Raw genomic sequence first — 9,497 nt, 5'->3', positions numbered from 1 at the left:
TCGTATTCATCTTCAATATCGCCGACGATTTGCTCCAATACATCTTCAATTGTAACCATGCCGGCTACGCCGCCGTATTCGTCCACCACAATGGCAATGTGATTCCGGTTGCTACGAAACTCTTTAAGCAGGATATTTAAACGTTTTGATTCAGGAATAAACACTGCTGGGCGCAACATGTCACGTACTTCAAAATCCTCTCCTGCGTAGTAGCGTAGCAAGTCTTTAGCAAGTAAGATGCCAATCACATCGTTTTTGTCATCTTCAATCACTGGAAAACGCGAGTGCGCCGTTTCTATGACATGAGGAATGAATGTTTCAGGAGGGTCGGTAATGTCGATGACATCCATTTGCGAGCGCGGAATCATGATGTCGCGTACTTGCATTTCGCTAACTTGCAGGACGCCTTCAATCATGGCGAGCGAATCTGCATCCATCAAACTATTTTCGTAAGCGCCATGTAATAACGCGACTAGTTGTTCGCGGTCTTCAGGTTCACGCAGTAAAAAGTGGCTTAAACGTTCTAGTAAGCTAGTTTTATTGCTTGGTTTTTCCGACTCGGCAGCCATTAAGTGGCGTCCTCTGTAATGAGATAGGGGTTAGCATACCCTAATTTTGCCAAAATTGCAGTCTCCAAGCTCTCCATCAGCTCTGCTTGCGCTTCAATTTCATGGTCATAACCATGCAAATGCAAGATGCCATGTACGGTTAAGTGCGCGTAATGTGCTTCAAGAGACTTATTTTGCGTGAGGGCCTCTGTCACAACGATGGGTGCGCAAATAATAATATCACCCATTAGATGCGGCACTTCAGTGAGAGGGAAGGTCAGCACATTGGTTGCATAATCTTTGCCGCGATAGGCCTTATTCAGTTCACGGCCTTCAGCTTCATCCACAATGCGGATCGTCACTTCAGTATCGACGCGTAAAGCTACTTTTGCCCAGTGGCGAAATTGTTTTTTTGTTGGCAGTTGCAACGCCTTTGAAGCATATTGAACCGCTAATTTAATTGCCGGCATATTTTATGTGCGTATCAAAAGCTAATCACGAACTGAAGTTCACCATTATTTGGATTGTTGTGTCGGGCAGTCAATGTACGGGAAACGCACATGGCCATAACGAATCACCAATATCGCAATCGCAATGAGGAAGATTGAGCCTGAAAGCGCCAGCATTTGCCAAGCATCAATTTCAGCGACTTCCAGCACCAGATAACGCGCCAAGGCAATAATGCCGATGTAAAGAGGGTAGCGAACGGGCAGATTGCCAGAACCCAGGTAATGGTTCAGCATGGACATGACTTCTAGGTAGAGAAATAGTAAAAGTAAATCACCCACTGTGATAGCCTGTGCTTGCCAAATATGCAAAATGGCTTGCAGTACGGCAAAAATCGTCGCTAAAGCAATGGTAATGAGTACGGCTTGTTCCACAATACCAAGACCACGCTGCATTAATCTACTGAATCTATTGGGTGTCATTGCTATACCTAAATTGTTAAAACCAATGCCTATTAAGGCAAGTTGTCAAAATTGAGCATGAATTATACCTGAAGGCATGCATTAAATGGCTAAAGTACAGGCTGATTATCGTGTTCGCCCCGTTCGTAAACAATGTGCGCACGCCCAACTAACAGCGGATCCAAGGTGCCAATGGCGGCTAAATCTTTGTTGGCATAAGGCAGTTTATGCAGCACATAACGCATGGCGTTTAAGCGGGCACGTTTTTTACAATCCGATTTAATCACCGTCCAAGGTGAATCAGCCGTATCTGTGTGAAAGAACATCGCTTCTTTGGCTTTGGTGTAGTCATCCCATTTATCCAGCGAAGCTAAATCAATGGGACTGAGTTTCCACTGTTTTAGGGGGTGCATTTTACGCTCTTTAAAACGGCGGCGTTGCTCTTCACGACTCACAGAGAACCAGAACTTGATGATATGAATGCCGCTACGCGTTAAGTTACGTTCAAACTCAGGCGCTTGACGCATAAACTCAATATATTCGTCATTGTTACAAAAGCCCATCACCCGCTCAACACCAGCACGGTTATACCAAGAGCGGTCAAAAAGTGCGATTTCACCAGCAGTGGGTAAGTGCGAGACATAGCGTTGAAAATACCACTGACCACGTTCCACTTCGCTGGGTTTTTCTAGCGCCACAACACGCGCACCGCGTGGGTTTAAATGTTCCATAAAACGCCGAATGGTGCCACCCTTGCCAGCCGCATCACGCCCTTCAAACAAAATAACTACGCGTTGACCAGTTTCTTTTACCCAAGCTTGTAGTTTGAGCAATTCAACTTGCAGATGGTATTTTTGTTTTTCATAACTACGGCGTGAAAGCAGATTTTTGTAAGGGTAAGCGCCATCGCGCCAGCCTCTGGCAAGTTCGTCGTCCGCATGTGCACGTACTCTTGAGTTCTCAAAATTGGGTATGCTGGAAATAGCTCGGCTAAGTGCTGCTGCATCGTCTGGCGAGGCTCCTGCAAGAAGTGCCTGCAAAGCTTCTGGTAAGCTTGTGACGTCGTTGCCAGTGGTGATGCGATTGATAATGTCTTGTACCGCGGCTGATTTAGAGTCGCGTGCGGCCGCCACTTTCTCGTTTACTGAGAAGTTCTCAATGCCTTGAGTGCTGTTATTTGGCGGGATGTCGCCTTTGGCAACGCGTCGTGCCGCAGAGACATTTTTAACACTAGCTTTTCTTACGGCAGTTTTTTTTAGAAGTTCAGCACTACTCGTAGCTTTTTCAGCAGGTTTTTTTTCAGTCAACATAGCTACCTCATTTTAAATACTATTCGATTATATTTATCCTTAATCCGTCGTATGTAAATGACTTATGTCATGAATGTGACTTATTTTTCGTTATTTTTTTCGTATTCTTCGTAGGCATTCACTATTTTTTGCACCAGCGGGTGACGTACCACATCTGCTGATAAAAAATGTGTCATGGCAATGCCCTTGATGTCTTTTAGAACTTTTTGAGCTTCTACTAAACCACTTTTTTGATGCTTTTGTAAGTCAATTTGCGTTACATCGCCAGTAATTACTGCCTTAGTGCCAAAACCAATACGGGTTAAAAACATCTTCATTTGTTCGGGCGTGGTATTTTGCGCTTCATCTAAAATGATGAAGCTTTGGTTAAGTGTGCGGCCGCGCATATAAGCCAAGGGTGCCACTTCAATCGCGCCACGCTCAAACATTTTATTCACAGTGTCATAACCCGCTAAATCATAGAGTGCGTCATATAAGGGGCGTAAATACGGGTCGACCTTTTGGTTTAAATCACCCGGTAAAAAGCCTAATTTTTCGCCCGCTTCTACTGCAGGGCGCACCAATACAATGCGCTTCACACGGTCGCGGCTCATGGCATCTACCGCACTGGCAACCGCTAAATAGGTTTTGCCGGTACCTGCTGGGCCAATGCCAAAGGTAATGTCGTGGTCTTGAATCTGCTGTAAATAGGCGATTTGTCTGGGGGTGCGCCCGTGCAACTCAGTGCGCCGTGTCATTAACACTGGTGCGGTTGAAGTAGCGACATCTTCTGGTTTTAATTTATCGATTTCTACCAAGCCAAGTTGAATCTCATCTAGCCCGATTGGGGTTTTGGCACGGATGTAAAAATTCTCTATCAATTGGGCTGCCAAGCGCATGTTATGGACATCACCATTGAATCGCAGGTGCGAACCGCGGCGGGTAATTTGCACTTCGAGCGCATCTTCAATTTGCTTAATATTTTCGTCCAATACGCCGCAAAGATTGGCTAATCGAGTGTTGTCTTCAGGAGTAAGGTTGATTTCCATAGGGACTCGGTGTTTGCAATTAATTAATAATCTCGCCGCGCAGACGTTTGGGGTTGCTGACATCGGTAATACGCACATTGACAAATTGATGAACTAAATCGGCATTGCCGTGAATGTCGACAATGCGGTTGTTATCTGTTTTCCCTGCCAGTTCGCTAGCGTTTTTCCATGAGAGGCCGTCTATTAAGACGCGTTGCGAAGTGCCCAGCATTGCTTCACTAATTTGCTTGCCCAGAGCTTCATTGAGTTCTTGTAACTTGGCTAAGCGGGCTAATTTTACCTCTTGTGTAGTTTCGTCTGTAAGGTAAGAAGCTGGCGTGCCAGGACGCGGGCTGTATAAAAAGCTGAAACTATAATCAAAGCCCACGTCTTGCATCAGTTTGGCGGTAGCTGCAAAATCGGCTTCCGTTTCACCTGGAAAACCAACAATAAAGTCGGAAGTAAATGTCAGGTTTGGATTAGCCGCACGTAATTTACGAATAATCGACTTGAATTGTAGCGCGGTGTAGTTGCGTTTCATGGCCATTAGAATGCGGTCGCTACCGGCCTGAACGGGCAGGTGCAGTTGCACGGCCAGTTTTGGAATATTAGTGAAACAGTCAATCAGACGCTGATTCATTTCATTCGGGTGACTGGTGGTAAAGCGTATGCGTTCGACTTGCGGAATTTCAGCGATGTATTCAATCAGCATGGCTAAGTCTGCTTCTACGTTCTGATATTGGGCGCGGTAGGCATTGACGTTTTGACCGAGTAGGGTGATTTCTTTCACACCTTGTTCAGCCAGTTGTGCCGCTTCTGTTAAAATGGCTTCAAACGGGCGAGAGACTTCTTCGCCGCGCGTGTAGGGCACAACGCAGAAGCTGCAATATTTGCTACAACCTTCCATAATGCTTAAAAATGCGCTGGCACCTTCGATGCGTGGCGGTGGCAAATGGTCAAACTTTTCAATTTCAGGAAAGCTAATATCCACCTGAGAAACTCCGCTTGATTGACTGCTTTTAATCATGTCGGGCAGGCGGTGTAAGGTCTGCGGGCCAAATACCACGTCTACATAGGGCGCACGTTTGATGATATTGTCGCCTTCTTGGCTGGCTACACAACCACCTACGCCGATCACCAAGTTTGGGTTGGCTTTTTTAAGCGGGATAAAACGGCCAAGGTGGCTAAAGACTTTGTCTTCGGCTTTTTCACGCACCGAACAAGTGTTGAGTAAAATCACATCGGCGTCTTCAGGCGTAAGCGTTTCGACCATGCCGTCAGTTGAAGCCAGCATATCTGCCATGCGCGACGAATCGTACTCATTCATCTGGCAGCCAAAAGTCTTAATAAATACTTTTTTTGGCGTAGCCACAACTGGGCTGCCTGAAAGCTCGACGTTTGGAGTGTCTAAGGTTAAATTTTCTTTTGTAGAATTCAAGATTGCGCTGCAATTTTATAAAGCGTAATTTTAACGCATTTAGACACTTGCTTCACGCAAACTTGCTTGGTGCAAGGTAAAATAGCTTTAAATTTTAGTAGGCTAAACTCACATGCAGGCACTTCCCATTTTTATCAATATTACCCATCGCCTTTGCGTTGTCATTGGTGGCGGCGAGGTGGCTTCGCGTAAAGTGACTATGTTATTAAAAGCAAATGCGGCCGTTACTTTAATTTCTCCTGAACTCTGTCATGAGTTGCTGGCGCTCGTTGAAGCAAAAAAAATCCAGTATAGGCAAGCCAGCTACAGCGTCGCCCAGTTGCAGGGCGCTTGTTTGGTGATTGCGGCGACGGATGATACTGCGGTGAATACCGTGGTTTCGCAGGATGCTAAAGACTTAAATATTCCAGTGAATGTGGTCGATGCGCCAGCTTTGTGCACCTTTACTATGGCGTCCATTGTGGAAAGATCACCGATTGTAATTGCAATATCAAGTGAAGGCACCGCGCCAGTGCTAGCACGCTATATTCGCACTAAGATTGAAACGATGTTGCCTGCTGGCTATGGACGTATTGCGGCGATAGCGGGCGAATTTAGAGAAAAAGTCAAAGCGAAGTTTGCTACAACCCAAGCACGTCGCATTTTTTGGGAAGGTGTGTTGCAAGGGCCAATTGTGGAGCGCATTTTGTCTGGGCAAGAGGCCGCGGCACGTAAAGACTTAGACGATGCACTGTCAGAAAAGACTGAAACGAAGCTAAGTGGCGAAGTTTACTTAGTAGGCGGTGGCCCAGGTGACCCTGATTTATTGACCTTTAGAGCCTTGCGTTTGATGCAGCAATGCGATGTTTGTGTGTACGATAAATTAGTAAGCCCCGAGGTAATGGAACTGGTGCGTCGTGATGCAGAACTGATTTATGTGGGCAAGTCGCGCGACCAGCACACCTTGCCGCAAGAAGAAATTAATGAATTGCTTGCTAGACTTGCCCTAGAAGGTAAGCGGGTTTTGCGTTTAAAAGGGGGTGACCCATTTATTTTTGGGCGCGGCGGCGAAGAAATTGAAACTTTGATGCAACGTGGTGTGCCGTTTCAAGTGGTGCCAGGCATTACCGCGGCAAATGGTGTTTCCAGCTACGCGGGTATTCCGCTGACCCACCGTGATTACGCACAGGCTTGTTTGTTTATTACTGGGCATCTTAAAGACGGTAGTTTGGATTTGGACTGGCTAGCTATGTCGCGCCCACGTCAAACCGTGGTCATTTACATGGGGTTAGTGGGCTTGCCACAAATCTGCCAGCAACTGATTGCACATGGCGTTGCTGCGAATATGCCTGCCGCCGTTATTCAGCAAGGTACCACTCAGCGTCAACGGGTTGTGACGGCAACATTGTCAGATTTGGCTGAAAAGGTGGCAGTTGCTAAAATAAAAGCACCGTGTTTAACCATTATTGGCGAAGTGGTGCAATTACGCGAGAAATTAAACTGGTTTGAGCCAAGCCAAAGCTAGGCAAGTCAAACTTAGGTAAGTCAAATTTAGGCCTCAATCCTATCGATTGCAATCTCAGAAAGTGCACGCCTTGCAAATTTAATCTATGCAAATTCCAGCTTTGCGAATTGAGGCCTAGTCAATCCGCTTTATGAAAAAATAAACCGCAAATTTAAGGGGTGAATGCCCGTTAACTATGAGTTTGTGACATGAATTTTTGTTGATATATCAATTCCGTACAATTTCATTTGGCATCGCCATGGCTTCAGTCCGAAATCGATATATCTTACTTACCACAATCAGCTATTTATTGCTGGTGCGAAGTTTGAGTCCGCACTACAGATTTAATTTTTAATAGGTAAGCTCAGTCTTGCTTCCAAGCCGCCTTCAGGTCGGTTGATAAGCTCAAGTTTGCCATGATGCAACTTGGCAATGCGGTCGGCAATTGCCAAACCTAAGCCGCTACCACCAGCGTTGCTGCGTGCGGTGTCTAAACGTTCGAATGGGCGCAATAACTTTTCCACATGCGTTTCAGGAATCCCCGGCCCATTATCAAACACGCTAATCACAATAGAATCAGCAGTGATTTTACTGGCAACGCGCACTTCGCCACGCCCGTAAGCATAAGCATTGCCCACTAAGTTATCTAACAGACGCTGCATTGCAAGTGGTTTAATCGGAACAAGGTAACTGGGCGCTAGCTGAATGACCAAGTCTCGTCCAGCACGCAATTGGCGATCATGCATGGCTTGCAGTAGCAAGTTAATGTGCACCATTTGTGTAGGCTCACCTTCTACACCTTTTACAAAATCTAAAAACTGGTGAATGATGTTGTCCATGTCTGCAATGTCTTGTACCATCCCGGTTTTTAAGCTCGCGCAGCCTTCGTCGGGTAGCATTTCGACCGACAAACGTAATCTTGCCAGTGGCGTGCGAATATCATGTGAAACGCCCGCCAATATTAGGGTTCGCTCTGCATCTAATTCAGCTAACGAGTCTGCCATTTTGTTAAAGGTGTCGTTCACTTCACGCAGTTCGGCAAAGCTACCTTCAGGCAATTTTTCTGGGGGTTCGCCATTGCGTAAACGGTTGGCAGCGTTCATCAATAAGTGCAGTGGGCGATTGATTCTGGCGGCTATAAAATAACTGCCAGCTAGCGATAGCAATAGCACCAATGCGCCCCAGCCCAGCCATTGCCAAGGAAAGCGTCGCTCAACATGCAATTTTGGAATCACCACCCAGAAATCGTCTTGACCGATATTGAAACTCACCCAAAGGCCTTGCACCCCATAATGATTAATGGTGATAATGGTTTCTACCCCCAGCCGTTCACGAATTTTTTCCGCCACCATGTTAATGAACGGATCTGCGGGCAATGGCTCGATTTCTTCCATAAAGTCTGCGTAATATATACGCACACCTTCTTTGCCAGTTAATTCAGAAAGCAGGGCTAGGCGCAAGTTGTCTTGTGAAGCAATCAGAGAAGCGCGGGTGTAATTGACTACTGTTACGGCTTGCAGAGCGGTCGCTTCTGCACGAGGCTCGCGCTCAAAATATTCAAAAATTTGCAGCGAGGCCAACTGACCGATTGCCAGCAAAACGGTAATTAGCAACATGACCCGTGCGAGCAGTGTTTCAGGAAGGAATCTAAGTTTCAATCTGTAAATACAAGTTTAGTGAAAAAATAGTACCTAACATTCAACTTACTGATCAGCCTCGCCGTCAGGAATGAATACATAACCAAAGCCCCACATGGTTTGCAGATAACGCGGGTGTGCCGGATCGGTTTCAATCAATTTGCGCAATCGTGATACTTGCACATCGATACTGCGGTCAAACACATCTAGTTCGCGACCTCGTGCCAATTGCATTAGTCTGTCACGCGATAAGGGTTGGCGCGGGTGGTCGACAAATACTTTAAGTAAAGCAAATTCGCCGCTGGTGATGGTGATAGAGGTACCATCGCGGCTTAATGAGCGTGTCGATGCGTTAAATATATAGTCTCCAATAGAAACGTTATCCGCGTTAATCGCTGGCGCACTTGGCTGTAGGCGTTCATGTCTACGCAACACTGCGTTGATGCGTGCTAATAACTCTCTCGGATTAAAGGGCTTAGGTAAATAATCATCGGCGCCCATTTCAAGCCCGATAATTCTATCGACTTCATCACCGCGTGCCGTCAGCATTACAATTGGAAGCAATGTGCCAGTGCCACGAATTCTGCGGCAAATGGACAAGCCGTCCTCACCAGGTAACATTAAATCTAATACCAATAAATCAATCGGCTCAGAGGCTAGTATGGAGTCCATTTCTTTGGAATCAGTAGCCACCTTGACCGTGAAACCTTGTTCGGTTAAGTAGCGCTGCAATAGTTCGCGTAGACGAACGTCATCATCCACTACTAATATTTTTTTATTTTGATCAATCATGGTTTAATTTCGCTTTAATTTTGGTCTTGCAAGGTTTTGGATTCGTCACTATTTTTTAGAATATCAATTGAAGCAATTGAAACTTTATAGCCTATTTTTCTGTCAACCGTACCTACATAAATATCGTTGCTAAAGTGTATGCTAATTTTGCATATTTTAAAATGATGCTGTTGATTTAATACCGTAAATTTATAAGCAAAAAACTATTGTGAAATTTTTTAAATAAAAATGTTAAGCCGAATTGTTTGATTGATGCTACTTTACAATTATTTACAATTTGAATGCATGTTGAAACAATCGATTTACAATCCTGCTTCATGATTATTCGTCTTAGTTTGTCCAATCTTATTAAAAGCTAATGCATTGATTAAACT

At 45.4% G+C, this 9,497-nt stretch carries 9 protein-coding genes; 1 reads left to right on the top strand and 8 read right to left on the bottom strand.

The features are described 5' to 3' along the window. The 6 genes from HOO90_RS03690 to miaB form a co-directional block, all read right to left on the bottom strand. On the bottom strand, nucleotides 1-569 hold a 569-nt coding region (locus HOO90_RS03690), incomplete at its 3' end, for a CBS domain-containing protein (RefSeq protein WP_292839585.1). Next, entirely contained in the window at nucleotides 569-1,018 is a 450-nt protein-coding gene (ybeY, locus tag HOO90_RS03685) for an rRNA maturation RNase YbeY (RefSeq protein WP_292839583.1), read from the bottom strand. The genes HOO90_RS03690 and ybeY, both read right to left, overlap by 1 nt. A gap of 45 nt (nucleotides 1,019-1,063) precedes the next feature. Then, complete coding sequence (locus HOO90_RS03680) at nucleotides 1,064-1,477, bottom strand: phosphate-starvation-inducible PsiE family protein (protein WP_292839581.1); 414 nt, start codon at nucleotides 1,475-1,477, stop codon at nucleotides 1,064-1,066. 89 nt (nucleotides 1,478-1,566) lie between these two features. Further along, nucleotides 1,567-2,766 carry a polyphosphate kinase 2 gene (ppk2, locus tag HOO90_RS03675; RefSeq protein ID WP_292839579.1) on the bottom strand — a complete coding sequence of 400 codons (1,200 nt, stop codon included), beginning with the start codon at nucleotides 2,764-2,766 and terminating at the stop codon, nucleotides 1,567-1,569. An 80-nt stretch (nucleotides 2,767-2,846) separates the two neighbouring features. Further along, nucleotides 2,847-3,794, bottom strand: coding sequence for a PhoH family protein (locus HOO90_RS03670; RefSeq protein ID WP_292839577.1), 948 nt, complete (start codon nucleotides 3,792-3,794; stop codon nucleotides 2,847-2,849). 19 nt (nucleotides 3,795-3,813) lie between these two features. After that, nucleotides 3,814-5,145 carry a tRNA (N6-isopentenyl adenosine(37)-C2)-methylthiotransferase MiaB gene (miaB, locus tag HOO90_RS03665; protein WP_292839589.1) on the bottom strand — a complete coding sequence of 444 codons (1,332 nt, stop codon included), beginning with the start codon at nucleotides 5,143-5,145 and terminating at the stop codon, nucleotides 3,814-3,816. Between the two features lie 178 nt (nucleotides 5,146-5,323). Between miaB and cysG the strand changes: the two genes are divergently transcribed. Then, complete coding sequence (gene cysG, locus HOO90_RS03660; protein WP_292839575.1) at nucleotides 5,324-6,715, top strand: siroheme synthase CysG; 1,392 nt, start codon at nucleotides 5,324-5,326, stop codon at nucleotides 6,713-6,715. A 323-nt stretch (nucleotides 6,716-7,038) separates the two neighbouring features. Here the strand turns inward: cysG and HOO90_RS03655 are convergent, their stop codons facing one another. Together HOO90_RS03655 and ompR are read right to left on the bottom strand one after the other, a co-directional pair. Next, a complete protein-coding gene (locus tag HOO90_RS03655; RefSeq protein WP_292839587.1) occupies nucleotides 7,039-8,310 on the bottom strand; it encodes a sensor histidine kinase in 1,272 nt (423 codons plus the stop codon). An 87-nt stretch (nucleotides 8,311-8,397) separates the two neighbouring features. Then, the gene (gene ompR, locus HOO90_RS03650) at nucleotides 8,398-9,123 is read right to left on the bottom strand and encodes a two-component system response regulator OmpR (protein WP_292839573.1); all 726 of its coding nucleotides are present in this window, start codon (nucleotides 9,121-9,123) and stop codon (nucleotides 8,398-8,400) included. Nucleotides 9,124-9,497 lie beyond the last annotated feature (374 nt).

This window comes from Methylotenera sp., from assembly GCF_013141425.1.
Classification (GTDB): domain Bacteria; phylum Pseudomonadota; class Gammaproteobacteria; order Burkholderiales; family Methylophilaceae; genus Methylotenera.
This window is presented reverse-complemented; position numbering and strand designations above follow the sequence as displayed.